The 26401-nt window shown below is 52.2% G+C and carries 26 protein-coding genes; 20 read left to right on the top strand and 6 right to left on the bottom strand.

All coding sequences use genetic code 11. The features are described 5' to 3' along the window. Positions 1–364: 364 nt before the first annotated feature. The 5 genes from AC1Q67_RS14920 to AC1Q67_RS14900 all read left to right on the top strand — a co-directional run bounded on the left by AC1Q67_RS14920 (position 365) and on the right by AC1Q67_RS14900 (position 5954). A complete protein-coding gene (locus AC1Q67_RS14920; RefSeq protein WP_492236159.1) occupies positions 365–787 on the top strand; it encodes a hypothetical protein in 423 nt (140 codons plus the stop codon). A gap of 680 nt (positions 788–1467) precedes the next feature. Then, positions 1468–3411, top strand: a complete 1944-nt coding sequence (locus tag AC1Q67_RS14915; protein ID WP_492236158.1) for a hypothetical protein — start codon at positions 1468–1470, stop codon at positions 3409–3411. Between the two features lie 20 nt (positions 3412–3431). Next, the gene (locus tag AC1Q67_RS14910) at positions 3432–4130 is read left to right on the top strand and encodes a hypothetical protein (protein ID WP_492236157.1); all 699 of its coding nucleotides are present in this window, start codon (positions 3432–3434) and stop codon (positions 4128–4130) included. A gap of 4 nt (positions 4131–4134) precedes the next feature. Next, on the top strand, positions 4135–5031 hold the full coding sequence (locus tag AC1Q67_RS14905; RefSeq protein ID WP_492236156.1) for an SIR2 family protein: 897 nt from the start codon (positions 4135–4137) through the stop codon (positions 5029–5031). Between the two features lie 185 nt (positions 5032–5216). Beyond that, positions 5217–5954 (top strand): hypothetical protein, encoded by a 738-nt coding sequence (locus tag AC1Q67_RS14900; protein ID WP_492236155.1) that lies wholly within the window; start codon positions 5217–5219, stop codon positions 5952–5954. 526 nt (positions 5955–6480) lie between these two features. Here AC1Q67_RS14900 and AC1Q67_RS14895 read toward each other — a convergent pair. Continuing rightward, the gene (locus tag AC1Q67_RS14895) at positions 6481–6903 is read right to left on the bottom strand and encodes a DUF6641 family protein (protein WP_492236154.1); all 423 of its coding nucleotides are present in this window, start codon (positions 6901–6903) and stop codon (positions 6481–6483) included. Between the two features lie 479 nt (positions 6904–7382). Between AC1Q67_RS14895 and AC1Q67_RS14890 the strand changes: the two genes are divergently transcribed. Then, a complete protein-coding gene (locus AC1Q67_RS14890; RefSeq protein WP_492236153.1) occupies positions 7383–7862 on the top strand; it encodes a toll/interleukin-1 receptor domain-containing protein in 480 nt (159 codons plus the stop codon). 22 nt (positions 7863–7884) lie between these two features. On the opposite strand, the gene AC1Q67_RS14885 is transcribed toward AC1Q67_RS14890, so the two are convergent. Genes AC1Q67_RS14885 through AC1Q67_RS14870 form a run of 4 tightly spaced genes read right to left on the bottom strand, consistent with a single transcriptional unit; the run spans position 7885 to position 11541 of the window. Beyond that, positions 7885–9201 carry a T6SS phospholipase effector Tle1-like catalytic domain-containing protein gene (locus AC1Q67_RS14885; protein WP_492236152.1) on the bottom strand — a complete coding sequence of 439 codons (1317 nt, stop codon included), beginning with the start codon at positions 9199–9201 and terminating at the stop codon, positions 7885–7887. A 9-nt stretch (positions 9202–9210) separates the two neighbouring features. Next, positions 9211–9873, bottom strand: a complete 663-nt coding sequence (thcA, locus tag AC1Q67_RS14880) for a Thoeris type III anti-phage system protein ThcA (protein ID WP_492236151.1) — start codon at positions 9871–9873, stop codon at positions 9211–9213. A gap of 1 nt (position 9874) precedes the next feature. After that, positions 9875–11035, bottom strand: coding sequence for a Thoeris type III anti-phage system protein ThcB4 (gene thcB4, locus AC1Q67_RS14875; protein ID WP_492236150.1), 1161 nt, complete (start codon positions 11033–11035; stop codon positions 9875–9877). A gap of 14 nt (positions 11036–11049) precedes the next feature. After that, on the bottom strand, positions 11050–11541 hold the full coding sequence (locus AC1Q67_RS14870; protein WP_492236149.1) for a TIR domain-containing protein: 492 nt from the start codon (positions 11539–11541) through the stop codon (positions 11050–11052). 132 nt (positions 11542–11673) lie between these two features. Here AC1Q67_RS14870 and AC1Q67_RS14865 point away from each other — a divergent pair, with 132 nt between their 5' ends. The 5 genes from AC1Q67_RS14865 to AC1Q67_RS14845 all read left to right on the top strand — a co-directional run bounded on the left by AC1Q67_RS14865 (position 11674) and on the right by AC1Q67_RS14845 (position 15344). Further along, positions 11674–12033 (top strand): toll/interleukin-1 receptor domain-containing protein, encoded by a 360-nt coding sequence (locus tag AC1Q67_RS14865; RefSeq protein ID WP_492236148.1) that lies wholly within the window; start codon positions 11674–11676, stop codon positions 12031–12033. 291 nt (positions 12034–12324) lie between these two features. Further along, positions 12325–12912 carry a recombinase family protein gene (locus tag AC1Q67_RS14860; RefSeq protein ID WP_492236147.1) on the top strand — a complete coding sequence of 196 codons (588 nt, stop codon included), beginning with the start codon at positions 12325–12327 and terminating at the stop codon, positions 12910–12912. After that, positions 12909–13184: a hypothetical protein gene (locus AC1Q67_RS14855; RefSeq protein WP_492236146.1), complete on the top strand. Its 276-nt coding sequence runs from the start codon at positions 12909–12911 to the stop codon at positions 13182–13184. Before AC1Q67_RS14860 ends, AC1Q67_RS14855 begins: the two co-directional genes overlap by 4 nt. A gap of 288 nt (positions 13185–13472) precedes the next feature. Continuing rightward, complete coding sequence (locus AC1Q67_RS14850; protein WP_492236145.1) at positions 13473–14798, top strand: MFS transporter; 1326 nt, start codon at positions 13473–13475, stop codon at positions 14796–14798. 57 nt (positions 14799–14855) lie between these two features. Continuing rightward, positions 14856–15344 (top strand): cupredoxin domain-containing protein, encoded by a 489-nt coding sequence (locus AC1Q67_RS14845; RefSeq protein ID WP_492236144.1) that lies wholly within the window; start codon positions 14856–14858, stop codon positions 15342–15344. Here AC1Q67_RS14845 and greA read toward each other — a convergent pair. Further along, a complete protein-coding gene (greA, locus tag AC1Q67_RS14840) occupies positions 15341–15823 on the bottom strand; it encodes a transcription elongation factor GreA (protein WP_492236143.1) in 483 nt (160 codons plus the stop codon). The genes AC1Q67_RS14845 and greA overlap by 4 nt on opposite strands. 139 nt (positions 15824–15962) lie before the next feature. On the opposite strand from greA, the gene AC1Q67_RS14835 reads away from it, so the two are divergent. The 9 genes from AC1Q67_RS14835 to AC1Q67_RS14795 all read left to right on the top strand — a co-directional run bounded on the left by AC1Q67_RS14835 (position 15963) and on the right by AC1Q67_RS14795 (position 26374). Next, a complete protein-coding gene (locus AC1Q67_RS14835; RefSeq protein WP_492236142.1) occupies positions 15963–16316 on the top strand; it encodes a hypothetical protein in 354 nt (117 codons plus the stop codon). A 195-nt stretch (positions 16317–16511) separates the two neighbouring features. After that, a complete protein-coding gene (locus AC1Q67_RS14830) occupies positions 16512–17150 on the top strand; it encodes a MarR family winged helix-turn-helix transcriptional regulator (RefSeq protein WP_492236141.1) in 639 nt (212 codons plus the stop codon). A 168-nt stretch (positions 17151–17318) separates the two neighbouring features. Beyond that, a complete protein-coding gene (locus AC1Q67_RS14825) occupies positions 17319–17681 on the top strand; it encodes a hypothetical protein (protein ID WP_492236140.1) in 363 nt (120 codons plus the stop codon). Positions 17682–17739: 58 nt separating this feature from the next. Continuing rightward, positions 17740–19014 (top strand): divalent metal ion exporter subunit IhpA, encoded by a 1275-nt coding sequence (gene ihpA, locus AC1Q67_RS14820; RefSeq protein WP_492236464.1) that lies wholly within the window; start codon positions 17740–17742, stop codon positions 19012–19014. Beyond that, positions 19011–19961: a divalent metal ion exporter adaptor subunit IhpB gene (ihpB, locus tag AC1Q67_RS14815; protein ID WP_492236139.1), complete on the top strand. Its 951-nt coding sequence runs from the start codon at positions 19011–19013 to the stop codon at positions 19959–19961. The genes ihpA and ihpB overlap by 4 nt, the downstream gene beginning before the upstream one ends. A gap of 117 nt (positions 19962–20078) precedes the next feature. Beyond that, positions 20079–23270 (top strand): efflux RND transporter permease subunit, encoded by a 3192-nt coding sequence (locus AC1Q67_RS14810; protein ID WP_492236138.1) that lies wholly within the window; start codon positions 20079–20081, stop codon positions 23268–23270. Between the two features lie 12 nt (positions 23271–23282). After that, positions 23283–23657 carry a hypothetical protein gene (locus AC1Q67_RS14805; protein ID WP_492236137.1) on the top strand — a complete coding sequence of 125 codons (375 nt, stop codon included), beginning with the start codon at positions 23283–23285 and terminating at the stop codon, positions 23655–23657. 16 nt (positions 23658–23673) lie between these two features. Further along, complete coding sequence (locus tag AC1Q67_RS14800; protein WP_492236136.1) at positions 23674–24132, top strand: hypothetical protein; 459 nt, start codon at positions 23674–23676, stop codon at positions 24130–24132. A 106-nt stretch (positions 24133–24238) separates the two neighbouring features. Next, positions 24239–26374 carry a heavy metal translocating P-type ATPase gene (locus tag AC1Q67_RS14795; RefSeq protein ID WP_492236463.1) on the top strand — a complete coding sequence of 712 codons (2136 nt, stop codon included), beginning with the start codon at positions 24239–24241 and terminating at the stop codon, positions 26372–26374. Positions 26375–26401: the final 27 nt, after the last annotated feature.

Raw genomic sequence — 26401 nt, 5'->3', positions numbered from 1 at the left:
CACAAAATTACTTATGTGACGCACGCGCTCGCACGTTACGTATGATGATTTTTGGTGATCACATACTGGAATTTTGGGCGGCGATTTCACCCGGTGAAACTGGCCCGTTAAAAAGCCCATTATTTAGCCGGTAGGCTCTGGAAGGGCGGCTCGATCTTGTCGGTAAACTGGCTCGATAGAAGCCCCGGAATCTTACGTTGACATTCCGCCGAGAAAATACGGATAGAGATTTGCGTCCGATCAGGAGACGCACGTGCCATCAAATCCCACGAGACGAAGTTTTATCGCAGCTTCGCTAGTTGCCTAAGCATCAGTGTCGACAATTGATGCGTTTGCGGAGGTCGATCACGAAAGACTTCGATTGATGGAACGTCGCAAACATCTTCAATCCGCAATTGCGAAATTAGATCGGGATTGGGCTGCGGCCTATGCGAAGCTGCCGACTTGGTGTCGACCTGGACCGAAGTATCGGGATGAGTTCGGTGTCGTGTCCGGGCCGATTGTAGGATGGCCCGAGGTGAGACTTTGGATTCAGATCGACGAAGGCCAATGGTTGGTTAGGCCATCGCTTGGCGACTTGCGCGAACTGATCAATCAGGAAACCGCCAGCGTAGGAAGAGAAGTTGCTTTTGAAAATTACCGACTGCGAATTCAGGAGATGCGAGATCGACTGCGGTTGCGACGACAGATTTATCGGTCGGCAGAACTGCCTACGTCTCGCGACTGGCTGCCGCTTGATGTTCTGCTTGAAGAGGTAGAAGGCGCCATCGCCAATGCTTACCGGTGAGCATTCTTTAATCTATCGATATAGTGCTCAGCATAGCCATAATTCGAAGCCTATTCTTACTCGAAGACGTAATGCTAATCGACATTAAGGATAGGTTTCTTGATCTCCCTGAATTTGAGGGCGCGTTCCTCTCAATATTCTAGCGAGCACCCTACGAGGTGATTTTAGCTTCCGCAGTACGCTCAAGCACTCAAGACAGGTAGCTGCGATAAATAACGGTCGCAGGTTGCAAGCCTTTAGTATCAAGGTAAGGCGATCGGCAGCGCAGCAGGAGGGCGCCTCGCTTAAAAACGCCTTATAGTTCAGGTTAATTGGCTTTTAAGCTTGTGGTTGTGGGCCCAGCATGGCATTCCTTGACTAAGTTCCGCTTCATTTCGCCAATAGATGCCGATTACCTGAATATAATCCTATAGACGGATGGGCTTCGCTAAGGATTATTCGAATTAGATTGCGCCTGCGAGAGAGTTGATGCTGTCACTCAAGTATTTTTTGAGAGCTTCAAAGCAAATGGCTTCGTACGGTGAAACGGGGACAGGTGCGCTTGACCACCTTCCTTCAAGAGTTGCGGGACATCGGCAGTCAGCAAAAAGGCAGAAACTTCGTCAGCCCTCCGAAGATCAGTCTCCGGCCCGGAAGTGGGACGATAAACGTAAGATGTTTGTCTATCCTGACTAATTCGCATGCAGGCCGAAGCGCGAGCTCAATACCTCGTTCTGCACAACCTTTCCGAGGCAAAAAGATCTGTCGAGATTTTGCCGGATCTCTCCACCGCTTTGCTCGGATGGGGGGTCGGGACTCGTTTGTCTCCAATTTGGAGACTTCGTGGAGATAATAAATCCGCGCCGCCCGTTTCAAAGTTTACAGGGGCTTCGGATTTAATTTTCTTGGGGCCTGTCCGGGTCGCTAGGCTGTCTTCGGAGGTTCGAGCGCTCGCTGATCCAGATAAAATTAGCATCTGGGTCACGATGGGTTGCTTCAATGTGGTTGTAAGAAGTCCAAACAGTAAAATTACCGCTGAAATAAAGACATGGGCTGAGACGGAAAAGGTACCCTTCGAGATTTGGCATCTTAAAGGGACAAAGATAGCTGCTGTCGCTCACACAGTCTTCAGTAATTCCGATCTGCAAGCTACTATGAGTGAGCTAGCAACGATTGGAAAACTTACGGTCGACGCAGCTCTTCGGGTAACCCTTCAAGAGCACTTGGCTGTAACGGCCACAGTGCTTGCGCGGTCTGCTGCAATATATCCTTTGGCGTATAGTGATTTTAGAAGCACGTTGACTGTTACAAAGGCGTTGGTTCAGGCTGCGGAACGCAGCGAGCTTCACACGCTCAGTCTTCAATCTCGTCTTGTTAGCGCTAACGCGGCAATCTCGCGCTTCTCTTCACAAGCCTTTTCCGGGATCCCGCCAATACTTAGTACGGAGTGCCATTTCTGGATTCATTCGCTACTTGGGACGGGAAGCGCGAATATTGCTTTAGCTCGACTGGTTGGTTGGGTTCAGAAAATTCTCGGAGAAGCGGATCTTCCTGAAAGAATCTCAAACTTGGAGAGGCAAACTGAGAACGTTCCCACTCTAGCGGAACTGACCGAGAATCCAAATTATCTAGAGCGGGATCCCCTTTCCGAGAAAATCACTAAATCCGACAGCCCGCCTGTACCGCTGATAACATATTTCAGCGGTAGAGATGGTTTCAGTAGCCATCTTCAAACATTAAGTGCTCCACTTACTGCGATCGCTGAATGCAATTCGTATAGATCGAATCTTCTTACGGTTACACACGAAATCGCACATATTCTTGTCGCTGTATTGATGACGGATCTTTATCCCGACTTCAACGACTCACAGCAACTAGAGATGGCCGCTGAAATAGCGCGCAGTCGTTTCAAATCCCGCAATTGGCTAGAAGCCGCTAAGCAGCTGCTGCTTGAGGGCGTAATTGGAATGAGCCAAGCCGAAACGGGTGTTGAAGTTAGGCAGAGCGAGCTCAAGGAACGTCTGCCAGAAATCCTGAGAGACTGCCGTCGCGAAGCCCAAGAGATAATTGTTCATACGCTTGATTTTTGGTACTTTTATCGAAGCGATCCTGACTTTTATGTGAAAAGTATCTGGCATTCGTGGTGCACGATCCCAGAAATTCAAGATAGAGTTCCTGAGTATCTGATGCGGACACTCTGTGCTGTATCCGTAACATTACTCCGAGAAACTCCAGAAAATCGCTTCCCGGCCGCTCTTCGAGACATCAAGCGGATTCTGGGGGCTCTTCGGGCGGAAGGGGGGGCCACGCGTGATTACATAGCGGTAGCTCTTGATTACATCCAGCAGCTCGAATGCGATGCTGAATATCGTCGAGTGTTTGAACAGCAATACAGCGCGCGGCTACTGTTAGTTCGTATGGTCGTGATTTTTATGACGTCTGAGCAACTATCGGCTCAGTTGTATGCCGATGCATATGAAGGCGGAGGTAGCGGATATGAGAGAAAGCCAACACTTTCATACGATTTGATACCGGTTGGAAATCCACTTACCTTCTTCCGGGCACACTTGAAGGATGATCCAGGGGAGGGTGAATCGCTCTGGGTGTTGCATAGTTTGGCATTCGACTTAATGGCCGATGGATGACACAGTTTAGCGGGTATCTCATGGCTCGAGCGGAGGCGACGGACGTCCCGCGCGATCTGCTTGAGTTATCCGCTCCACTTGCACGCGGAGGTCCAACACTAAAGTTCGTGAGCACTGCGTACGCTACCTCTCGTTGGGATGAGTTTGTTCTAAGCAGTCCCATACGACTTGCCGATGAATCTGAAGCAACAGTAGCTCCGTTCGAATATCAGATCTTTATTGTTAGAGGCCTGGGTAAGTTCGTAATTTTAGCTCAGCGAAGGAAAGTCGCCGACTACGTCATTCAACAGATTCTTGATCGGAAAATATTTCCAAATTTTCGCCGCGCCCCAATCAATATTCAGAAATTGATCCAACGTTGCGAGACGCCTGATGCTGAATTTCTAATCACCTCACTTCACGGGCGTTTTTCTGCTGCGGGTCCCTCGCTCAGAATAATGTCGCTGTACGGGGATGATGTGACGGATTCTCCTGTGTTCAAACAGCATGGAAAATTGTTCAATTTTTTCGCGTGCGGCCTAGGGCGGCGATTGTTCGAAGGCCTTCCTCGGCTTCGACCCAATGAAGAAGGTGAAATCTCGCGATTGGCAAACGACGGATTTCTAACAATGAATTTGACTGATAGGCGACGAGCTACAGAATTCATGGTCGCCATAAATTTTGTGTTGCGCAACCGATGCGTGGATTCATGGGTTCCAATTGCAGAAATGTCGGATTGATTAGATGACCATGAATCTTCCAGAAAATTGGAAAAGTCGAGATAACCTTATTCAGCATCTTGCGGACCAGCTTGTTCAAGGGCGACTTGGGATATTTCTAGGGGCGGGTGTTTCTTCTTTCTATGGTTTGCCTGAGTGGCGAGAACTGGTGGATCGTATTTCAATAGCTTGCGGCGATTCAAAGCTGGATCCGAGTGATGACCCGATAGTTCGCGTTGGCGCACTCCGAGCAACCCACTTCAGGAACGATGTGCCCGGTTTTCTGAGCGCGGTGAAAAGGCAGCTTTATGATAATTTGAGTTTGGATTTCGAGCAGATTAGGAAAAATGACACGCTCGCCGCAATTGGCTCACTCGTGATGTCTTCGAAACGTGGTAGCGCGGCGAAAGTTATATCTCTGAACTATGATGATCTTTTGGAGAATTACTTAGAGTTCCACGGTTTTGTTACGACCCCAGTTTGGAAACTGGCGCACTGGGCTAATACGTCTGATGTGACGGTCTATCATCCGCACGGATTTTTGCCGCTTGCGCCAGACCGCAGCGATAGCGAAGATATTGTCTTAGGTACTCAACAATACCACGACGTGATGACGTCAAAGTGGCGACCTTTACTTGAAAGCTTTTTAAGAACGCACACGTTCTTGTACATAGGCCTATCCGGCTCAGACGTTCATCTACAAAGTTTGGTGCACGGCATAAGTCAAGTGCATGCAATAACAAACGAACGAATTTGCTATCACACCGTTCGTTTCTCGCGTTCCGGACAGAGAGACGATATAGGTGCTACGTTAGAGCCGTTAGGGGTTTTTACGCACGGGATTAAAGACTATTCGGAGTTGCCAAAACTGCTATTTGCGATCAGTCAAGCAGCCAGAAAGGCACGCGCTTTGACCATATAGGTGAAATTGAGCCAACACCTTGCTCATCGGTGAGCAAAATCGGGGTGAGAAGCGGAAGAGAATTGTCTAGCCATCTGCCGCGCGCTGCTAAACTTTATTTCTTCCATGCACCCCCTCCGCTAAAGTCTACTTGCTCTCGCCTCCCGGTTGCGCTTGGATAGTGCCGGGTCTGGGGAGGCTCCAAAATGCGTATTGTGAGTTTAGTCGTGCTTTGCACGATGGTGGGCGGTTGCGTCACTACCGAAACGGTTCAATTCAAAGCTTCAAATCCACAACAACAAGCGATGGTGCGCGACGGGCAACCTGCCATCGTCTCACGTCAAAAATCGTCAGTTGTCTTGGTTCGACCAGCAGCACGCCAACTTCAAGCCGGTGGTCGCCCTGTATTTGTGGTCGGCATCAACAATCTCGGCAGGGCACCACTTGAATTCCGCGTCGCACAAGTCGAGGCAAACCAGGTTGTCGCCGGTCAGGAATTCCAGATGACGGTCGTGACCTATGAGATGCTGGCGCAGGAAGAAAAGAATCGCCAGGTCGCCGCCGCCATTTTGACGGGCCTCGCAGCTGGGGCAAATGCTTATAGCGCATCGCGCGCTGGTTATGGCAGTTACACAACGCCGAGCGGGCGAAGCGGCACTTTCTACAGCCCGACAGCCGCAGCAATCGCGCATAACACCGCCGCCGCCCAGAACGAGGCCATGATTGTTGGAACGATCGAGCGCGGGCAAGCAAACATGGCGGCGCTTGAGCAGACCGTTCTGAAGGACAACACTCTTATGCCGGGAGAGTGGGTTGGTGGGCAATTGCATCTGTCACCTCCAACCAATCCTCCGTCTGGGAGCAGCAAAAATTACTCGATCATTATCAATGTTGGTGGCGATCGCCACGTCATTGAGGTTGCTCAAGCACCTGCCGGAGCCTGAGCAAATGCGGAGCCAAATTGCGTTCTCGCTGCTAGCCGGAATTTCGGCTCTAGCATTTTCGTCTAGCTCGTGGGCTTATTGTTCGGCACCATCGGCTCCTTACTGTGCAACGCGGTACGGAGCGTTCGACGATCAAGATGACTTCGACAGATGCAAGCGTCAGATGCAGTCATATCAGAGTGAAGTCGAAAGTTTTCTCTCGTGCTCGCAACGAAAGATCGATGACCTACGACAGAAATCTAAGTCAGAGCTGGACGAATACAATAATGCGGTTGACAGCTTCAATCGTCGAGCGCGGGGCTGATCCGTCGAGGATAATCATCCACGGTCTGATCGGCCGATTCATCCTCGCTGCTCACCGGTGAGCAACTGGTATCGCAGTTCGGACATCGATCGTCACAGGTCGCGGACCATTCATCGGTCCACCTCGTGCCGCACGGACATTCATAGAAATTGCGAAAGAGCATCTTGCCGACCGTGACGGTAATTTCGGGGACAAGTTTCCTCGCCCCCGAAGTTTGATCAGTTAGCTTGCCTTCTTGCGGGCCGGCGGCGTTCGGGAAGCCTGGGCCAACTGCGTATCGAGTTCACCAGATCGCGTTGCCGCAATCAGCGTATCGATGACGGCGGGCAGCTTATCGAGCGAAGGCACAGCAATGGCTGCCTTGCCCTTCTCGAATTCGATTGCCTTTGAACCCGACCGGATTGCAAACAGGTACGAACCGTCGATGTTCTTACGCCACCAAGGCGAGACACGCTGATCGCCTTCGACAGATTTTCGGACGCCATCGACAGTTGCAAAGGATCGTACTTTGCGGACGTAGCTCGGATTGCTGAGCAGCACTTTCTGCTCTTCCAAGCGCGTGATCGTTCGCGTCCGACGCTCCAGTTTGGGATCGGTCTCGGTCTTCGGCAGCGCAGTAAAACTCAGCGATTTCAGAGAAGTCATCATGTCCTCCATCAAAGAGATGTTGAGGACGACCAAGTATAATGCCGATTGGTGTGATCACATACCGATAAATGTTGCTCGTTACCGCAATGAACAGCACACGTAGAATGGCTAATCGGGCAGACTCACGATTCGGGCGACTTCGTGTCGAAGCAATAGGGGCTATAAAAATTGATGACTCGCGAATCCTGCGAATCGGTATCTATCTTAGTCGCGTCCGTTTCGGAACATTTGAACGAACTATGACTAGATGCACAGCCCCAGTCGAAGGTCATCGCTCGGCAAACGCCGAAGCAAACTGTCCTGCGTGCCGCGGGCGTGGCCGCTGGAGTGGTCGCTATAGCAGCTACGGGAGCAGCTATAGCTCGTACCCGTCTTATTCGTCCTCATCTTACTCATCGGGAAGTAGCGGCGGTGGTCGCGGCGGTGGCGGCTCTGGCAGGAGCATCAAGCCGCGCTGGTCACGACCTGGTTCGTTGATGTTGTACACTCCAGCCGAGGTGCGGGCACTCACGCCAGTTCGTGAGAATGTCGAAAAGCGAGCGGCACTAGACCTTCGTGATGTTTTTCTCTGCCATGCGTGGGATGATCGGCATGGCGCCGCCAAAGAGCTTCACGATTATCTCGAATCTCGTGGCGTAAAGGTTTGGTTCAGTGAGAAAGACGTCGGCCTTGGCGTGCCTCTCCTACGTGCGATTGACAAAGGCTTGGCGAATTCGCGGATTGGTATCGTGTTGGTCACCCCCGCACTTATTAGCGGACTCCCAAAAGAGGGAATCGCTGACAAAGAACTTTCAGCGTTGCTGGCTGGCGAGCGACTCGTTCCCGTCGTACACCAGACGACATTTGAAGCTCTTCGCGAAGTCAGCCCTCTGCTCGCTTCACGGACTGGCTTGAGTACGGCTGAAGAGTCACTGTCTGACGTCGCCGCAAAACTCGCCGACCTGGTGGCGCTCTAGCTTGCTGAAACGTTGCGAAGTCTCAGATTGCCGCTGAGGTATCGCGGGTCTGACGCCGCGCATGACTGAGTATTTCGCCGTCCCACCCGACAATCGGCAACTGATACGTCGGAGGATCTTGTGTTGGACAAGAAAGGCTCTGGAGGTTCTTCGGTAAGTAAGTCGATTTCTTTCCTGTGATCTCTATCTCGCGGTTTATTCGCTCCACCGCCGAGATATGGAGCATTTCGTTGGTCGGTTCGGCATGACGGTCGCGTCCCACATTGACCTCGGAAAACGGACGTAAGAACGGTAGCCGTTTGCATTTTATGTAAACGTTGTTGATCGAACGAAGCGCCCTCGGCCAAATAAAGTAAGGACCTGTTCGGGACTGATGTTGCTTCGCGAGGCTGCGATCTTTCAGCATATTCAGGGAAAGAGGTGGCCAGCCCGCATCGGAGACTGGGAAATCGGGAAAATACTTCTTTACACGTTTCAACATCCAGTCGAGCGTAAGGTCATCAAGTCCTGCAATTTCCTTCCTGACTCTAAGTTCTTCGGGAATGTATCCACCGCCAATATCTGCGTGAGCTCCGGGAAACCATACCTGCTCAACTACCGTGTTGAATGTCTTAAACTTGCTTTTGCGCCAAGGTGCTGCCTCGAAGGGCTTTCGCTGCTCATCGATAGCAAGAGCGTGCAGATTTACATCGACAGCCGCACATAGCTCAACATCATGAAACTCGTTGTTGTCCCTGTTGAAGACTTTGAACTGTTTGAAGGGCACACCGAGAGCGCCGACAGTGTCAAAAACACCTAGGCACGATATTCTAAGCTTCTCGCGCTCATGTACAAATGGTGTCAAAGCTGCCCACGCGCCAGGCGAGCGATCATTCGGAGACGTACGGTAGAATTCCCACGCTCTTTGCTCGAGTTCTTGGGTGCAATTGTCGCGCTTAAGTAGCCCTGCCGCATGCACGTAACCAACGAGGGATCTCGCTGTGAAGGCGCCGCGCGAAAACCCAAATACAAAAACTTGGTCGCCAGGCTCATAGTGGAACGAGAGAAATTTATAGGCGCGTCGAATATTCTGACTCAGCCCTTGTCCGAGAGCTCCACCAAAGAATCTATTGAGAAATGCACCCGTTCCCACACCTCGCTCATAAAAGACGATGTTTCGGACATTCGCATACGACTTTGATACAACGGAACCGTCCTGAGATTGAGTAGGAGTGGTTTCGTCGGCCGCCCATAATGTGCGAGCGATCACTTCGCGAAGTCTAACGATGTTCGTATCCGTTTGACCAAAATCGGCATCATTCCAGGTGCCGTCTAGCAAAAGAATAATGCGCTTCGCCATCTTCGGGTATTATCCTCTAGTCGGTGCGATGGGTGGTTTCCAAAGCCGTTCTTCATACTTCTCCGGCTGGTCAGCGAATGCAGCAAATCGATTCTCAAGCGGTGAAATTCTCAGTACTCGGTGAAAAAGTCTGACGTAATCAAGATCGCTCAAGACGCCTTTACCAATTTTCTCTTCGTCAAATTGCAGCTCCGAAGTCGCGCCGCCCGTAGAAATAATTGGCAAAATAGGAACCCCGGGCTGAAGTTTAGCAAGTAAATCCCTCTCTTCGATAATGCCGTCCATCCCACCAATGAAAACTGCAGCCGAAAACTTGTTCTCTCGAAACATTCGCTCCCGCATAATGCGAAGGCTCGCACCCTGATCGGGTGCCCGCTCTGTGAAAATGACGTTACGGAACTTCGCGTTCTCGACCGGGAAGAAGTCTCTAAAGTGCTCGGATTGGTAAAGCTTAACCCAGTCCCCGTACTGAACGCCCACATCAGACGCGACAACCCAAACCATCGGTGTAATAGCCGGATGTCCTCCCCACACGAGTTTTCGTCTGCCAAGTGTCACATACACGAGTGCGGAGACAGCCGCCTGAATTGCTACTGGGTCGGCTGTCTCCGCGTATTTTGGGCTTCTTGATGGATCAGGAACGCTGGCGGACAGGAAGATTGTTTCTGTCATATCAGCATCCAAGATTCACAAAATCATAGGCTGCATCAGACACTTTAACGGCCCGGACGCACTGAATCTGGGCATCAAGCCACTTGAGATGGGTCGCCCAAGCGTCGTGGATTCCGACGTGATCATAGACAAGTATAGGAAGCCCAGACTGTTCGGACATGGAGGCTTTTTCTGCGACATCATGCAGAGTTTCAGCGGTCGGAATGCCAACGACTGGATATGCCCAAACCTTCTTTTGATTCATCATCTCGATCGCTATTGCCCCGTGAGCACCTCGACCTTCAACTTTCGCATTGATGCGAGCCATATCTGCTCGAAGTTTCCCTGCAATCGATCTGTAGCGGACCGCGATGCTGCGACTACGGATGCGCTCGACCGCAAGCAGAATTTGGTCGAGGGCGCCCGAGTTAATTTCACCCGTGGCGCTACTAATGTCGCCGCCTGCAAGGAACAGTGTTTGAGACATACTGGTTAACGGGCTTGGAGTGTGGTCTGGCCAAACGACGCGAAGTATGTGGATTTCCTTAGCTAACGCTCGTCCCAGTTCCAGCTGGGTCCACCTGCTGGCGGCATAAGAGGGAGTATCGAGCATAACCATGACGTCTGAGTCACATAGCCTATGAAACAGAACATCTTGGAACGGCTCCGCCGGCCTAATGTCATGAGTATCAAGAAAGACATCGAAACCTTTAGCCGCGAGTTCGTCATGCAGCTGTTGTGCTGCTCTTCGCGCCTCAGTTCGGCGATAGCTTATGAACACACGGCGCTGTCGTCTTAGGAGGCCTACACACTCGAGAAGAGCGGTTGAAAGCTCCACCAGCTGTGGGTCCTTGGAGTGAACTTTCACGCCATTCAGGGGCCGAAGACTTTCGGGAATATCCGCATCGAACGTCTGCCCGTCACAGATAACTGGAATGACCGGATGTCCGTCGTAGATTAACCGTTCGACGATAGCGATATCGTTTCCGGGAGCGCCGCCAAAATAAACGCAACCCGTCGCCGCCTTGTTGTCGCGATTTTGAACGTCAGCATGCTCTCTGAAAGTCACTTCTCTGCCAAGCTGAAGGTCGAGGTCCTGTAGCATTTCGACGAGAGTCGTTTTCAAGCGAGCTCGCTCGCTGTGGCGATCATCTCCGAGGATAACGATTTCGTAGAGGCTCATGTGAAATTCGGCTTTCAAGCGTTGTTACGAATCTTAATCGCCTCTTCTATCCATTGCTCGATGTTATTGGCGATCGAAGCGTACGCAGCCTTGCTGTCAGCCCCGCTGGGCGTTTTTAGCTGAGCGATATCAGCAAGTGTGCCTTGCTTGTAGGTAAGTTTGGTGAACGGGTTTACCCCCGCCGTACCTGGCTTGCTGTTTCGATCAAGCAGTTTGTCTATGCGAATCGCTACAACGCCCTTGCCGTCATTCCATCCCTTGACGATTTCATGGCGAACCCAGGGACGCTGCGCAGTCTCAGAGCCCACCAGTACAACGACGCAGCTCTTTCCGTGCATATTCTCTTCGATCCATTTTTCAACAGCTGCGTCACCCTTGGCCTTTATTTCTTCCCACTTATTGGCAGCGCATACAGCCTGTCCTTCGAGCGCGCCGATATTCCGCACTTGCTGAGTTCGCCAAAAATCGTTGTCGAAATGAAAGCTGAAAAAAACATTCCTTGCCATCGAGGATCCCTATATTTTGTTGCTACAAAAAAATGCACTGCAATCTGGCAGCGCCAAATCTCAAGAGTTTACCGATTCTGGTTTGCTGGCAACAGCGCCAAGCATTTTATTCAGGGGCCTGGAGGGCAGCGCATGACGATTTCTCAAACAACGCTTCTTTTCGCATCTGCGAACAGAGAAACGCGCGCATCACTGACGGAGGCCAAAGGGCACGGAATTCCGACCGCCTTCCTGTCGCATAGTCATAAGGACGCGAAACTTGCGTTAGGTCTTTCGAACCATCTGCATTCGAAGGGTTGGGACATTTATATCGATTGGCGCGATACGGCGATGCCGGATCCTCCTAACCGGGAGACCGCCGCACGAATTCGAGGCAAGATTGTCGAGATGAACTATTTTCTTTTTCTAGCCACTGAAAATTCAATGACTAGCCGATGGTGCCCTTGGGAATTAGGTTACGCGGACGGAAAAAGGACAATAAGAACATTTTGATCGTCCCGACGAGCAGCCAATCCGGGAGAACCTTTGGCTCAGAATATCTCGAGCTGTATCGACGCATTGATATAGTCAACGAAAGTGTTGCTGCTATCGCGCCTAACGGAGCCTCGACCATTCTTCGTGGCGCTGCTCGACTTTAATTGGTTGTCTATAATTCGTTCGTTTTTCGGAGACACCGGACGCTGCACTAGCTGCCGGAATTTCACCGGTGAAATTGCTCTTAAAACACTATCTGGAAAATAGTCCTATCAAATGTTATGATAGGAACGTTTTTCGGAGTTGGTCATGGGCCTCATCGGATATGCGCGGGTGTCGACGATTGACCAGGCTCCTGATCTGCAACTCGATGCGCTGCGCTCGGCAGGGGCTACGAGAATTTTTGTCGAAACTGCATCGGGGGCAAAGGCCGATCGCCCGGAGCTTAAAGCTGCGTTGGATTACGTTCGTCCAGGGGACGCACTTGTTGTCTGGAAACTTGATCGGCTTGCAAGGTCAATCACCCAGTTGATTGCAACTGTCGAGTTGCTCGATAGAAGCGGGTGCGGATTTCGGTCGCTGACCGAAGCAATTGACACAACCACCCCAACAGGCCGCTTGGTATTTCACATCTTCAGCGCGCTGACTGAGTTCGAGCGAAACATTATCCGGGAAAGGACGGTTGCGGGACTTGATGCGGCGAAGATAAGGGGGCGGGTAGGTGGGCGGCCTAAGGCGATGTCGGAGCAAGACATTGTCGCTGCCAAGGCGCTCATTCGCGATGGCAATCTCACGATAAAACAAGTTGCAGATCGAATGGGTGTCTCGGATGCAACTCTATACAAATATATACCCAATCCTCGCTCTACCTCTGAATTGGAGTGCAAGCCGTCATGAAGGCCATCGAACTAATTCAGCTTATCATTAATCTTTGCTCGGTGATTTGCGCGATGCTTGCCGCATTGAAGTGGTTTGAGGCTTCGCGTAGCAAAATTCCGCCTCATACACATGACTCTTGGGATGGAAATGGACCATTTTCAGAAGCATTAAAGAGGCAGGCTTCGCAGAACGCAATTGCAGCTGCGTGGGCCGCCGGAGCAGCCCTCCTGCAGTGTGCTGCTCTATCGATTCAGGCTGTGGGTCATTTGTGGGGCAAAATCATAAGCTGAGGCTCCAGACAACCGGACTCAAGGCTTCTAATTGTCAGGGAAGTGGAAATGGCGCGAGCTGATTCTGTTGAGGTTCCATCAATAGGATGGCGAAGCGCGTAGCAAGCGCTGCTAAAATCTTGATTGTAGAGCGACGACATCGGGACGAGTAGGAAATTCGAACAGTGTTACGAATATAGATGTGGCTGCGCACACCCTGTTCGTCAATTCATCGAGGCGAGCGTAAAGCCGAAGATCTTCGTGGATGATCAGCCCAATCCCTGAGCCAAAAGCGTATAAGGAAGCGCCATGCTGAGCGTTCTCGCTAATCGCACGTACCGTCATCTATTCGTCGCGCAGTTTGTTGCTCTGCTCGGAACAGGGTTGGCGACAGTCGCACTGGGATTGCTGGCCTACGACTTGGCTGGAGTGAATGCCGGTGCCGTCTTGGGTACAGCGTTCGCAATCAAAATGGTCGCATACGTTCTGGTTGCCCCGATAGCCGCTGCTTTTGCTGATCGCTTCAATCGACGGAAAATGCTGGTCACGCTCGATCTGGTACGGGCCGCAGTAGCGATCTTCCTCCCGTTCGCGACTCAAATCTGGCAAATTTACGTACTGATCTTTGTTCTCCAGTCCTCTTCCGCAGCGTTCACCCCGCTATTTCAGGCAACGATACCGGATGTGCTGCCCGATGAGCGGGATTACACTCAGGCACTTTCATTGTCGCGATTGGCTTACGACCTTGAAAGTGTGGCCAGCCCTATGCTCGCTGCGATGCTTCTGGCGGTTCTGAATTTTCACGAGTTGTTCACCGGAACAATGTTGGGATTTCTGGCGTCCGCCTTGCTTGTTGTCTCAGTCATCATTCCAAGCCCAAAACCGTCCAAGCCGCGCGGAATCTATGATCGCACGACACGAGGGATTCGTATTTTTCTTGCGACGCCTCGCCTGCGAGGCCTTCTCTGTCTGAACATAGCTGCTGCTGCGGCTGGTGCGATGGTTATCGTCAACACAGTGGTCTTGGTACAATCGGGATTTGCTTTGGGGCAGCGTTCCACGGCTATGGCTCTGGCGGCATTTGGATGCGGATCAATGCTGGCCGCCTTTGCTTTGCCCAAATTGCTGGATCGCCTTCCTGATCGAGGTGCGATGTTGGGTGGTGCGACAGCGCTCGTCTTCGGCTTGCTCTGCAGCGCAATAATTACGAATTATTTCGCGCTGCTCGCGTTGTGGTTCTTTATCGGACTCGGCTATTCACTCGTGATAACGCCCTCTGGGCGGCTGCTGAGGCGATCTTCCCAGGCCGAGGACCGTCCCGCGCTGTTTGCCGCTCAGTTTGCGCTATCCCACGTATGCTGGCTTCTCGCCTATCCCGTTGCCGGATGGGTCGGAGCAAAGCTTGGGTTATCGATGACATTTGTGCTGCTCGCGGCGATTGCCGCGATCGCGATCGCGGCGGCATTAAGTTTGTGGCCATCGCAGGATATTGCCGAACTGGAACATATCCACCAGGAGCTACCGGAAGGTCATCAGCATCTGGCCGGCGCAATGTCGGTTGATGGCGGATTTCGTCATGTCCATGAATTTGTGATCGATGACTATCATTCCGAATGGCCGGGTAGGGCAATCTGACAGATGTATGATCGGTAAGTCCGTTGCTAGTCAAAGATAGCGTGAGCAGGTTAGAATATGGTCAAAATGGTTAAGTGGCTGGTCTGCATTGCAACGTTGTTGGCGACAGACGTTGCTATTGGCGGGCCCCGTAAGAAGGTCCAAGATATATTTCTTAGTATCGATGCTGGAGAGCCTGGGAGGCTAACGGCTAAAACGGTGGCAGTTACCGTTAAGCTTTCAGGACATGGAAGCGAATTTAGTTTCTTACCTAGAGAACTTCGCTTTGTGCGTCGAGAAAGCGTGAAATTCATTATCGACAACGATACAGACGAAACGCATGAGTTCGTTCTCGGTAGTCATCTTGAAAATCTCGCACACGCTCAAACTATGAAGTTGATCAAAGATTTAGACCATCATTATCAAAGTGGCCGGGTTATCGCACCAAGATCAACCGCGTCATTTGTCTGGGTATTTTCAAAGGTGGGAAAATTTGAGTTTGCTTGCCTGATTCCTGATCATCAACAAGTCAGCGAAATAAAGCACGGTACGATCGTGGTGGATTAGGAGATTTGAAGAATCTCGATCTCTCTGTCTCCCGCGCCGACAACATCCCTCATAGATTTTCCCATTAGGGACCTTGCAATAGGTGACGCAAATGAAATGGATCCCGCCTTTGGATCGGCTTCATCTTCGCCAACTATTCGATATTCTTCTACGCGCCCGTCACTTCGGCTAAATCTAACAGTGCTTCCGAACGCAACAACATCCGTTGTCGTTTGGTTCGGCATGACCTGTGCGGTGCGAATTCGCTCAGTGAAGTATCGAACATCTCGCAAAGGAACTGCTCCAAGGCGTCTGCGCTCGTTCACATCCTCAACCTGCTGTGCGGATTCATACGCAGCTTTCGCTTCGCGTAGATCGTGTTCCAACCTGTTCAATCCATTACTGGTAACAAGATTAGGATGTTCGGAAATGGCTCGATCAGGCAGCTGAGTTTCTGACGCGGTCTCAGCGCTTTCTTCCTTGGTGAACGCAACGCTCAAATCCAATTCCCCACGGGTTTGTTTACCTCTGCCGAGTACTAGGCAGCATATTGCGTAACGCTAAGTTGAGAAAGGCGATTTGTCGCGGGACGGTGAAAAGCTGATTCGGCTAATACTCGCGGTCAGGAGAATCGTAGCAGTGCAGAACTTCCGGTTTACAATTGGCACAAGAGCTACACTTGCCCGCGCCATCGGCGTGGTCGTTCTTCTTATCGCGTATTTCGTCAGTGGATTGCAGCAGCACCGGGCGTATGAATTTCGGGGTGCGGCATCGGCTGTTACTGTTCAGATGGATTCGCCCAATGAGGGCGATCTCGAACTGAATCGTGACCATTGCCACGATTGCTTTCCGATAGCTCTTAGCCCTCTAAATATTGCGTCTGCAAAGAAAATACCCGTGACCATCCACGTATGGATCGCAATCTCGTTTCGAGATTTCTCGCCAATCTTGAATACACCCCCTCCGAAAGAATTCGGTTTAGCGTTCGCGTGAAAATTGGTCAGATCTGAGGTCGCACAAATTTAAGGTGCGTTCTTCGGATTGATCCTCTCCGCAAAGTCGCAGCCGGTATCACTTCTCATCCGCAGCCTCGAATCTTAGCGTCGGCTCACGGCGCGAAGGCAATTGACCGTGGGTTGGATGCAGAGGCTTGCGGCTTTGCGTGAGAGGAGCGCGCGAGGGAATTGAATGGCGGCGAGATCACAGGTTGTGGCGCGCTGCCTCATTAAACTGGAGATTCGTATGGCGATTGATAGGCGACCAAGTGCAAAGAAATCCACGAGGCGGGATCAAGGACCGCATTCCTTCAAACCCGCGCGTCACTCCGTCAGTTCGTCGGCGCGGATACCTGAGCTACGAAAGGCCGACGATAAACTGCTTAATCAGATATGCCGAGATATCTCGGCCATCAGCATTTACATGATGCGGGTAGCTGAGCATTTAGGCCAACGCATTGGTATCAGCGGGCCTCAGTGGATGATCTTAACAACGATCGAAGAGCTGAGCGACAGTCGAGGGCTGTCGGTTAAGGCCGTTGCTGCACTACTTCATGTCGATGCGTCATTTGTCTCGGCTCAGTCGAAAATGCTTGAAAGCCGAAATTTAATCCGACGGCGGAGGCTTCTGGACGATCGACGTGTTACGCGGCTTTTTCTTACGGAGAGCGCGAGTACCCATCTTCTGCGGCTGTCTCGTACTCGGGCTCGTATGCGTGAATGCATTTGCGCCGACTTCGATCACGAAGCCTTCTCGGAACTATCAAGTGCGCTATCAGGCTTGCGAGATCGAGTACGCTGCGAAATGTTGAAGATTGCAGTTGGAGAGTAGGGTCCGGTCCTTGCGGCCCAAATAAAGTTGGCGCCGCTGGTGGAACTTTGGGGAACCAGTCTCAATGAGCCATGTTTAGGGCGGGCGGTAAGAATGTAATAATGTTGCGGATCGACATCTGGTCGTCACGCATGCTATGTAAACGACTTAAGCAACCGGATTCGTCATTTGTCACGTAAACTGACCATCAATTCAGCTCAAAACCTGCGCACCGTTCGCGGGTTAGCGGTTGTGTTCTTGATGCTCGTGTACGCATTTGGCGGGCTGGTTCACAGCCTTACAGACGTAGGTTTTTTCGTTTCACCTGCTCAGACCGTCATGCTATCGGCTTCTGACACGAGCGATGGCCACTCCGATAAGGGTGGTTTAGCCGAGAATCACTGTCATGGCTGCTTTTCCGTAACTATCGCAGCACCTCCGCTGGTAGCTGCGGCGATTAAGCAGGGGGCGGCTACTATTGCCCCTCCGCAGCTGGGGTTTCCGGATAGCGTGCCGGAGCTGGATACACCTCCACCAAAATTCCTGACCTGAACATATTCACCAGGCGCTTCTGCGCCTGAATTTGGCTGTTCTTCAGGTTTCAAATATTATGTCCGTAAGAAGCGTTGCCACGCGAGTTGCGTGCGCATCGGCATTGTTGGTGAGCCCTTGGCTCGCTGGCGTGTCGCACTCCCAAACGTTGTCACTCCAGACCGCGTTGCAGCGTGCCTTGGCTGCAAATCCACGATTGACGGCTGCTGAGCGCGACGTCGGCATTGCCTCAGGGCAACGCATACAAGCAGGCGCTTTGATTAATCCCGAGGTGTCCTTTGAGTTAGACAATTCGTTGGGCTCAGGCGCTTATCGTGGCACTCGGTCAGCGGAAAGCACCCTGCAGATCAGTCAGTTGTTCGAGTTGTTCGGTAAACGGGCAGCGCGGATTGCTGTGGGCCAGGCGGGAGTCGAGACTGCCGAAATTCAACGCAAGGCCGTTCGTCTTGAAGTCCTTTCAGAAACGGCTGTTGCTTTCCTCTCCGTCCTGGGCGCGCAACGCAGAATCCAAATTCTCGACGAGCAAGTCGCGCAAATAGACAAGATTACTCCGCTGTTGCAGCGTCGGGTCGAGGCTGGTGCATCATCGCTCGCGGAAACGGGCAGGGCAGAAGTCGCATCTTCGTTTGTGAAGGCCGACCGGGAGCGGGTGCGATCGCTTCTTGCGAGCGCAAGGCGTGAACTTGCTGTGCTTATGGGAGATATTACTCCAAAATTCTCGTCGGTTGCTGGCCGACTCGATGTCCACGGTCGTCCACCATCTTTCAATTCCGTGGTCTCGGCTATCGATGCCAATCCTCAGTTAATACGATGGACCGCCGTATATGCGCAGCGGAATGCCGAACTCTTGCAAGCACGCCTTCGACCGTATCCCGATTTGCGCGTCGGTGCGGGATGGCGGCATTACAATGAAACAGCAGACAATGCTGTTAGACTGAGTATATCCGCAGCGATACCGGTATTCGATCAGAACCAAGGTAATATCGTATCAGCTCAAGAGGCCCTTGCGAAAACTCGTGCGGAGCGTGAGGCCAACCGAAACGCACTGATAATAATTGCTGGGCGTGCCTATGACTCTCTACAGGGGGCGTTGCGGGAATTGGCAGCCCTTCGCGAGATCGCCATTCCAAAGTCGAAGCAGGCCGCTGACGCTATACTTGAAGGCTATGGGCAGGGTCGCTTTTCGCTTCTCGAAGTTCTCGATGCGCAGTCGTCGGTAGCTCAGGCGCGGTTGCGCGAGCAAGAAGCCCAGCAGAATTTTCATATTGCCGTCGCCACTATCGAAGGGCTGGTCGGTAACCCGTTTGCATTGGCTCGGGAGAGCGCAAGATGAGCAGAGTTTCTAAAGTAGCGATGGCCGCTGGCGTGATCATCGCAGCAGCCGTCGGAGTCTATGCGTTTTCTTCCTCTAAGGCTGTGCCGCCTACCGCGAAGGGGTCAGTAGCCGAAAAAGGTCACGGCTCAGAAGGCGTCGAGATGAGCGATGTGAAGGTGGCTGCTGCGGGTATAGAGATCGCAGCTGCATCGAAGGGTACGTTGCGCGATTCAATTCAATTGAACGGCATTTTGCAGCCGAATCAAGAAACGTTGGTTCAGGTCACACCCCGCTTTCCCGGTGTTGTGCGCGAGATACGAAAGCGAATCGGCGACCGCGTAGAAAAAGGTGATCTTCTCGCCAAAGTCGAAAGTAACCAAAGTCTGAGTGTTTACGAAATGCTGGCACCTATCTCTGGCACTGTTATCGACCGTCAGATCTCATTGGGTGAATATGCATCGGAACAGAAGCCAGCCTTCACTGTTGCAGACATATCAACTGTCTGGGTCGACTTTTCCGTCAATCGACGCGATTTGCCGCGAGTTAAGCTAGGCGAGACTGTCCTCATTGATGTCGGTGATGGCGGAAAACCCATTGAAGCGAAACTTTCCTACATCTCGCCCATAGGAAGCAGCGACACCCAAAGTGCGCTCGCTAGGACGGTTATTCCGAACGACGATCTTAGGCTGAAAACGGGCTTGTTCGTGTCTGCTCGACTTATCCTTACGGCAAAGGAGGTTCCTGTGGCCGTGAAGTCCGAGGCGCTTCAGACGGTAGAGAATCGTACCGTGGTATTTGTGCGTAACGGAACCAAGTTTGAAGTACGCGATGTGGAGATCGGAGCGCGAGATCCAGAGCAGGTAGAGATCGTGTTTGGTCTCATGGAGGGCGACAAGTACGCCACCAAAAATAGTTTTGTTGTTAAGGCCGAGTTGGCGAAGGGGTCGGCATCCCATGACCACTAATTGCAGTGCCAATAACGCATTAGTCGATCTTGCGATCTCCGTTGATGCTCTCATGCGGCAGACTTTGCCTTCACCATTCTATGCCGGGTCCTTTGGCTCGCTTGTCGGAGCCCACTAATGATCGACGCCATTCTCTCCTTTTCCATTCGCCAGCGCTGGCTGGTAATGATCGGCGTTCTGCTCATGGCGGGACTCGGCGTGTGGAATTTCACGCGTCTGCCGATAGACGCTGTGCCGGACATCACCAATGTCCAAGTTCAAATCAACACTAATGCACCCGGGTACTCTCCACTGGAAGTCGAACAACGGATCACGTTTCCGATTGAGACGGCTATGGGTGGACTTCCCAATCTCGTAAATACGCGGTCGCTATCGCGCTATGGTCTCAGTCAAGTAACAGTCGTCTTCAAAGACGGCACGGATATCTATTTCGCTCGGCAGCTCGTTAACGAGCGGATTCAACGGGTAAAAGATATTCTTCCAAACGGAATCGAGACCGCGATGGGGCCCGTCTCGACCGGCCTCGGAGAGATTTATCTATTCACGGTCGAGGCGAAGTCGGGAGCAAAGAAGGCTAACGGTGAGGCTTTCAGTCCAACCGATCTCCGAACCATTCAAGATTGGATTATTAAGCCTCAGTTGCGGAACGTGCCAGGTGTCATAGAAGTCAACACGATCGGTGGCTTCGAAAAGCAATTTCACGTGCTTCCCAATCCAGCGCAATTGATGGCTTACAAGCTCAGTTTCCGCGAAGTAATGGCGGCTCTGGCGGCCAACAACGCGAACGTTGGCGCTGGCTATATCGAGCGCAACGGCGAACAGTATCTTGTGCGAACGCCGGGACAGGTCGCCAATACCGATCAGATCAAACAGATTGTCATCGGAACTCGCAACGGGGTGCCTGTTCGGATTTCCGATGTTGCAGAAGTAAAGGAAGGAAAGGATCTCCGTACCGGAGCGGCCACTCTCAATGGAAACGAGATGGTGCTTGGGACTGCGATGTTGCTCATCGGAGAGAACAGCCGATCAGTTGCTCAGCGCGTAGGTGCCAAGCTCGATCAAATCGGGCGCTCTCTTCCGGATGGTGTTATCGCGCGTGCAATCTACGACCGGACACATCTCGTAGATGCAACGATCGCAACTGTGGAAAAAAATCTGGTAGAAGGCGCGCTGCTGGTTATCGTAATTCTTTTTCTGATCCTAGGAAACTTCAAAGCAGCGATCGCAACGGCTTTGGTAATTCCATTGTCGATGCTGTTCACGATTACCGGCATGTTTCAGAACAAAGTCAGCGCCAACTTGATGAGTCTCGGCGCAATCGATTTCGGCATTATCATTGATGGTGCGGTCATTATTGTCGAGAACTGTCTACGCTTGCTTGCACACGAACAAGAAAAGCGCGGGCGCATTCTCAGCCGAGAGGAACGGTTTGACGCGATTCTCGCCGGGTCACGCGAGGTCATTAAGCCGAGTCTCTTCGGAACTCTAATCATCGCCGTCGTATATCTTCCAGTCCTCACTCTGACGGGGGTTGAGGGTAAGATGTTTACGCCGATGGCGCTAACAGTCTTGATAGCGCTCTTGGGTGCTAGCATTTTGTCTATGACCTTCGTGCCGGCAGCGGTTGCGCTTCTTGTGACCGGGCGTGTCTCTGAGAAGGAAAACTGGTTCATGCGTGGGGCGCGGCACGTCTACGTTCCACTTCTTGAGAAATCAATAAAGTATCGTAAGTCGGTCGCTGCACTCGCTGGCGTTCTTATCGTGGTCAGCGGGTTTGCAGCATCGCGTATGGGTGGTGAATTCATCCCAAGTCTAGATGAAGGTGACATTGCTATTCAGGCGTTACGTGTTCCGGGTACAAGCCTGACGCAATCTCTGGAGATGCAGAAACTTCTAGAGCAGCGGCTTCTAAAAATACCCGAGGTTAAGGAGACGTTTGCCCGCACTGGCACTGCTGAGGTCGCTACAGATCCAATGCCGCCATCTATTTCTGACGGCTACGTCATGCTGAAGCCGCGCGATCAATGGCCAAATCCGAAGAAGCCAAAATCGGAAGTCGTCAAGGAAGTTGAGGAAGCCGCAGAGGAGATAGCCGGAAGTAGTTACGAAATATCTCAGCCGATCCAGCTCCGCTTCAATGAGCTGATCTCGGGAGTTCGAAGTGACGTAGGCGTGAAAATTTTCGGCGATGATTTGGAGGTATTAGCCCAAGTCGCCGGACAGGTGCAGAACGTACTTCAAACAGTCCAGGGCGCGGCAGACGTAAAGACAGAACAAGTCTCGGGTCTTCCGGTGCTGACCGTCAGCCTCGATCGTCAGGCTCTTGCTCGCTACGGCATCAGCGTTGCTGATGTGCAGAACCTTGTTGAGATTGCAGTCGGTGGCAAAACGGCTGGCCTAGTTTTTGAGGGAGACCGGCGTTTCGATCTTGTTGTGCGGTTACCCGAACATCTCCGGTCTAACGTCGAGGCTATTAGAGCATTGCCGATTCCATTGCCTCCACTTGAGAACCAGTCGAAGGCGACTCCAGCGCTTTGGGGCAACTCACCACTTGCTCAGATTCGCTACGCACCACTGTCGGAGCTTGCTTCGATCGACCTTGCTCCGGGTCCCAATCAAATTAGCAGAGAAGACGGGAAGCGCCGTATTGTTGTATCGGCAAACGTCCGCGGACGCGATCTTGGTTCGTTTGTTGCGGACGCGCAGCGGCAAGTAGGGGAGAAAGTCAAACTTCCAGAAGGTTACTGGATCGGATGGGGCGGTCAATTCGAACAACTCGTATCGGCTACGCAGCGCTTAACCATTGTGGTCCCGATCGCGCTTCTTCTCATCTTTATACTCCTGTTTGTGAGTCTCGGATCGGCGGCCGATGCGTTACTCGTCTTCAGCGGCGTTCCTCTTGCGCTGACTGGAGGAATATTTGCGCTCATCCTAAGGGACATTCCGCTTTCCATCAGCGCAGGCATCGGCTTTATCGCGCTCTCTGGCGTCGCGGTCCTTAATGGCTTGGTGATTATTACATTCATCGAGCGCTTGCGGCACGAGGGTAAAACAATATTGGAGGCAGTTGAGGAAGGCGCTCTAACCCGATTGCGGCCGGTCCTAATGACGGCGCTCGTTGCTTCGTTGGGCTTCGTGCCCATGGCAATCGCAACGGGAGCTGGCGCAGAGGTGCAACGACCGCTCGCTACGGTGGTCATTGGCGGCATCATCTCCTCCACTCTTTTGACGCTACTTGTACTTCCAGCTCTCTACGTTCTGTTCAGGCGCGAACCGCAGGAATCTGCGCGCGCGATAATCCACCACTGAAAGGAAAATAAAATGAAGATCGTTCTGCTGATAGCTGCCGCTCTGTTAACTGCTTCGCCCGTCGCGGCTCAGCATGCTCACGGAGCGAAAGGTCCGAATGGAGGACTAATTGAGGACGTCGCGGGCGTGCATGCTGAATTAGTAACTTCGGGAAACACGATAACCTTCAATATTTTCGATGATGCCACCAAACCTGTTTCGACGAGTGGTTTCACTGGCTCCGCTCTCGTAGCAAGCGGCGCTGACAAAGAGACGGTGACGCTTTCGCCAGCGGCAGATAACACCTTGAAAGGCGAAGCGAAGAAATCTGTGCCAGCTCATGCCCCAGTAACGCTGATTCTGAAGACTAAGGATGGAAAGTCGGGTCAAGCAAAATTCGTGAGGTGATTCAGTGAGAGTGCTGTTGCGCGCGATCAGGTTGACGGCGGTTGCGGGTCTCGCCACCTCAGCCAACGCATGGCGGGCAACTTACAGCTCGATTCGGGTTCTGATTCACCTAATCCTCGCAGCATCGACTCTTCTGTTAGTGACAGGTTCAATGGCTCTAGCAGAGAGCGATGCCAAGATTACCGGCTTGGGATCGGTAACATGTCAGCGATTTCTTGATGACAAAAAATCGAATGCCATCCTGCGCAGGGATTACATGGCCTGGGCTCAGGGCTTCTTGAGCGGAATACGCGTAAGCCAAGCGGCGGGTATCGATGACCAGCTAAATCTCAGTCCCGTTACATACGATCTCGTTAATCAATTGCATTTTCTTGAAGACTATTGCGAACGGAATGCCAAGCAACTGTATTCAAACGCGGTTGCCGCGCTCTATCAGCGGTTACGAGAAGAAGAGAGTGGAAGTACGAAGAAGTGAGGCAGTGCAGGTCTCTCATCTCTAAATGTTCTTCCGAGTCTATGCTGCGGCGTTGGTTTTGCGAATGGAGTCGACAGTGACCGACGAGATTTTAACCACTACCCGTATGCGAATCGAGGGTATGGATTGCGCGTCTTGTGCAATCAAGATCGAGAATGCCTTGAAGCGTGTTGCCCAGGTTGCGGAGGTCAACGTCTCCGTGCCCACGGGAACCGTTACTGTGAAACATGACTGTGCTGATGCAGAGACGCTACCAAAGCGGGTTACCGGTCTTGGCTATAAAGTTCTGCAGGTTGATCATACGACCGGTGATGGCGTCCCCCCTCCAAAAGTGGTCGATAGCGATCATACCAAACACACTCACGGCGATGGACCTATAGACAGGTTTTGGTGGCGATCGAACAAAGGGCTACTTACTATCGCTACGGGCGGCGCACTTGCTTTAGCCTTCTTGCTGGGAAAGACATTTCCAGAAGCCGAACGATGGGTGTTTTTGCCAGCGATGCTGGTTGGGTTAATACCGATCACTAGGCGGGCCGTCGCAGCGGCAGGCGCAGGAACGCCGTTCTCGATTGAAATGTTAATGACAGTGGCTGCGGTTGGCGCTGTCTTTATTGGTGCGGCCGAGGAGGCAGCGGCAGTAGTCTTTCTATTCCTGATAGGAGAACTTTTAGAAGGCGTAGCGGCAAGCCGGGCGCGAGCGAGCATCCAGAGCCTCACAGAATTGATACCTGCTACGGCGAGACTTGAGGAAAATGGGCAGGTCCGCGAAGTCAAGGCGAGCACACTCGAGGTGGGATCGACCATTCAGGTTCGTCCGGGGGACCGAGTGCCCGCCGACGGAACAATTATCTCGGGAGTCAGCTCGATAGATGAGGCTCCGGTATCGGGCGAGAGTGTTCCTATTCAAAAAGGACCTGGAGAAGCCATCTTCGCCGGTACAATCAATGGCGAAGGGCTCCTCATTGTCAAAGTTACTGCTGCCGCGATCGATAACACGATTGCTAGGGTTGTGCGCCTGGTTGAAGAAGCTCAAGAGTCGAAGGCTCCAACCGAGCGATTCATCGATCGTTTCTCCCACTATTATACCCCGGCCGTAGTCCTGGTCGCGCTGTTGATCGCAGTATTTCCACCGCTTGCGCTAGGTGGATTGTGGAAGGAGTGGATCTACAAAGGTCTCGCAATCCTGCTAATTGGCTGCCCCTGTGCACTCGTCATTTCTACGCCAGCAGCAATTGCCGCTAGCCTTGCCGCAGGAGCGCGACGTGGTCTTCTGATGAAAGGCGGCGGAGTTCTCGAGCAGGTTGGAAAAATTACAATAGCTTGCTTCGATAAAACGGGCACGCTGACGGCAGGAAAGCCACGTATTACGGATATCGTGTCATTCGGGTCCAGTGATACAGATGTGTTGAGATATGCAGCTGCCCTTGAAGCCGGATCTAGTCACCCGCTAGCGCTGGCGATTCTGGCAAAGGCGTCAGATGAAAATCTCTCTTTACCCCGCGCTTTAAATGCCAGTGCCCTTAGCGGAAGGGGAATTCGCGCAACAGTTGACGGTAAGGAAATTTTTATCGGGTCTCCGCAGGCAGCTAATGACATTTCGAAATTGAGCAGTGAGCAGGAAGCCCGCATCTCGGCCTTAAACAGTGAAGGCAAGACCGTTTCGGTGGTCCAAATCGACAAAGTGCTAGCCGGGGCGATTGCAATGCGAGACGAGCCACGCGCCGATGCCAAAATAGGCCTTAGCGCCCTAGCTAGCCTTAATGTCCGCGCGTTGATGCTAACTGGCGATAACCAGCGCACAGCAACGGCAATCGGGAATCAGCTGGGTATTGAAGTAAGAGCGCAGCTATTGCCAGAAGATAAGCAAAAGATCGTAAGAGAACTAAAGTCAGAGGGCTTTTGGGTCGCCAAAATAGGTGACGGCATCAACGATGCCCCTGCACTTGCTGCAGCGGACGTTGGTATTGCCATGGGTGGTGGTACCGACGTCGCACTTGAAACTGCAGATGCTGCGATACTCCACGCACGCGTCACTGACGTGGCAGCGATGGTCGAGCTATCCCGCCGAACCATGTCCAATATCAAGCAGAATATTGTCGTCGCGCTGGGTTTAAAGGCCGTCTTCCTCGTCACCACAATCGTTGGGGTTACAGGATTGTGGCCAGCGATTCTTGCTGATACCGGCGCGACAATCCTCGTGACTTTAAATGCGCTTCGGTTGCTGAAACCAGCCGTATGACACTTGATCTCGTATTGGAGAGAAGTC

This window comes from Afipia sp. GW823-FHT06G09, from assembly GCF_058794875.1.
The sequence above is the reverse complement of the archived record's forward strand: the minus strand, read 5'-3'. Positions and strand labels throughout refer to the sequence as shown.

What these genes read in the sequence shown, in the direction of transcription:
- AC1Q67_RS14895 (WP_492236154.1), bottom strand. Translation starts at nt 6,903, where the DNA reads ATGACTTCTCTGAAATCGCTGAGTTTTACTGCGCTGCCGAAGACCGAG.
- AC1Q67_RS14850 (WP_492236145.1), top strand. Translation starts at nt 13,473, where the DNA reads ATGCTGAGCGTTCTCGCTAATCGCACGTACCGTCATCTATTCGTCGCG.
- AC1Q67_RS14900 (WP_492236155.1), top strand. Translation starts at nt 5,217, where the DNA reads ATGCGTATTGTGAGTTTAGTCGTGCTTTGCACGATGGTGGGCGGTTGC.
- AC1Q67_RS14845 (WP_492236144.1), top strand. Translation starts at nt 14,856, where the DNA reads ATGGTCAAAATGGTTAAGTGGCTGGTCTGCATTGCAACGTTGTTGGCG.
- AC1Q67_RS14795 (WP_492236463.1), top strand. Translation starts at nt 24,239, where the DNA reads ATGCGAATCGAGGGTATGGATTGCGCGTCTTGTGCAATCAAGATCGAG.
- AC1Q67_RS14905 (WP_492236156.1), top strand. Translation starts at nt 4,135, where the DNA reads ATGACCATGAATCTTCCAGAAAATTGGAAAAGTCGAGATAACCTTATT.
- AC1Q67_RS14915 (WP_492236158.1), top strand. Translation starts at nt 1,468, where the DNA reads ATGCAGGCCGAAGCGCGAGCTCAATACCTCGTTCTGCACAACCTTTCC.
- AC1Q67_RS14870 (WP_492236149.1), bottom strand. Translation starts at nt 11,541, where the DNA reads ATGGCAAGGAATGTTTTTTTCAGCTTTCATTTCGACAACGATTTTTGG.
- AC1Q67_RS14920 (WP_492236159.1), top strand. Translation starts at nt 365, where the DNA reads ATGGAACGTCGCAAACATCTTCAATCCGCAATTGCGAAATTAGATCGG.
- AC1Q67_RS14865 (WP_492236148.1), top strand. Translation starts at nt 11,674, where the DNA reads ATGACGATTTCTCAAACAACGCTTCTTTTCGCATCTGCGAACAGAGAA.
- thcA (WP_492236151.1), bottom strand. Translation starts at nt 9,873, where the DNA reads ATGACAGAAACAATCTTCCTGTCCGCCAGCGTTCCTGATCCATCAAGA.
- AC1Q67_RS14830 (WP_492236141.1), top strand. Translation starts at nt 16,512, where the DNA reads ATGGCGGCGAGATCACAGGTTGTGGCGCGCTGCCTCATTAAACTGGAG.
- AC1Q67_RS14860 (WP_492236147.1), top strand. Translation starts at nt 12,325, where the DNA reads ATGGGCCTCATCGGATATGCGCGGGTGTCGACGATTGACCAGGCTCCT.
- AC1Q67_RS14855 (WP_492236146.1), top strand. Translation starts at nt 12,909, where the DNA reads ATGAAGGCCATCGAACTAATTCAGCTTATCATTAATCTTTGCTCGGTG.
- AC1Q67_RS14885 (WP_492236152.1), bottom strand. Translation starts at nt 9,201, where the DNA reads ATGGCGAAGCGCATTATTCTTTTGCTAGACGGCACCTGGAATGATGCC.
- AC1Q67_RS14910 (WP_492236157.1), top strand. Translation starts at nt 3,432, where the DNA reads ATGGCTCGAGCGGAGGCGACGGACGTCCCGCGCGATCTGCTTGAGTTA.
- AC1Q67_RS14890 (WP_492236153.1), top strand. Translation starts at nt 7,383, where the DNA reads ATGTTGTACACTCCAGCCGAGGTGCGGGCACTCACGCCAGTTCGTGAG.
- ihpB (WP_492236139.1), top strand. Translation starts at nt 19,011, where the DNA reads ATGAGCAGAGTTTCTAAAGTAGCGATGGCCGCTGGCGTGATCATCGCA.
- thcB4 (WP_492236150.1), bottom strand. Translation starts at nt 11,035, where the DNA reads ATGAGCCTCTACGAAATCGTTATCCTCGGAGATGATCGCCACAGCGAG.
- AC1Q67_RS14805 (WP_492236137.1), top strand. Translation starts at nt 23,283, where the DNA reads ATGAAGATCGTTCTGCTGATAGCTGCCGCTCTGTTAACTGCTTCGCCC.
- ihpA (WP_492236464.1), top strand. Translation starts at nt 17,740, where the DNA reads ATGTCCGTAAGAAGCGTTGCCACGCGAGTTGCGTGCGCATCGGCATTG.
- AC1Q67_RS14810 (WP_492236138.1), top strand. Translation starts at nt 20,079, where the DNA reads ATGATCGACGCCATTCTCTCCTTTTCCATTCGCCAGCGCTGGCTGGTA.